We start from the raw sequence: 1,006 nt of genomic DNA on the forward strand, positions 1-1,006 counted from the left end.
AGGCAAATTCTCCAGCTGTTGCAAAGCGATTAAAATCTCCAATTTCAGTAATGATCCGCATAGCGATGGGCCTGGTTACTCCTTTGAAGCACGAAAGGGAACTAGCCAGTTCATTGTAATTTTCCTGTTTGGACATTTCGGTGATTCGCTCATCATATCGAGCAATTTTGGTCTCAAGCTCCTCAAGAGTAATGAGATACTCGTCGAGCACCTCGCGATTCATTGGAGACAGCTCCAGGGATTTAAGCCAATCTCTGTGTTTTATAGTCCACTTGGTCTTTCCCTCATCAAAGGTGTAGCCAAGTTTCAACATAAAGGCATTAATCCGCTGTTTGAACTTCTTAATGGTTTCCTGAGTATCTTCACGAAGACGAATAAATGAGCGAACTTCCTGATCTTCCTGAGTAGGAACATAAACAGATCTATAGGTGTCATAGGCTAATGCTTCAGCCAGAGATTTTGCATCTCTGCGATCCGTTTTGCGAACGCGGTCTGTCTGAGCCAGACGGATTGTCGTTGGCGCCATAATCCGGCATTCAAAGCCCATTTTCGTAATTCTTTCATGGAAAGAAAATCCAAGACACCCAGCTTCGTAACCGAAAACGAGTTGAGTTCCAGGTTCAACTTCAGATTCGATTTTCTTGGCATACTTCCAGATCAATCGTGGATCATTATTAATTTTTGTCTGGTGACTATGTGTATTAGAATCTCGATCGAAAGTATCTAAACTGATTGTTTTACTGTGGACATCGCATCCGATAAAAAGTAAGCTTGCCATATAGGTCCTCCTAAGTCATGTGGTAATGACGTTTACTTTTGAATACACCCTAAGTATCCATCTAAATCCACGAATTGGCTTCTGGGGGGCCTTTCATATTATCTAAAACAGATTGTTTCTTATTAAACTCAGTTTCTGGCAATGCAAATGTTATCCGTCATAAGTCCCCAGACAAAGCAGGAAAGATCTCTCGCAATCGCAGTAACGGCTATATTGTGCTTTTTTCCT

General features: G+C 41.7%; 1 protein-coding gene. It reads right to left on the reverse strand.

Translation table 11 applies throughout. The features are described 5' to 3' along the window. A partial coding sequence (locus BO222_RS11030; protein WP_075817629.1) for an IS110 family transposase occupies positions 1–778 on the reverse strand: 778 nt, incomplete at its 3' end. Positions 779–1,006: the final 228 nt, after the last annotated feature.

Origin of the sequence: Ileibacterium valens, from assembly GCF_001945525.1 — a bacterium.
Lineage (GTDB): Bacteria > Bacillota_I > Bacilli_A > Erysipelotrichales > Erysipelotrichaceae > Ileibacterium > Ileibacterium valens.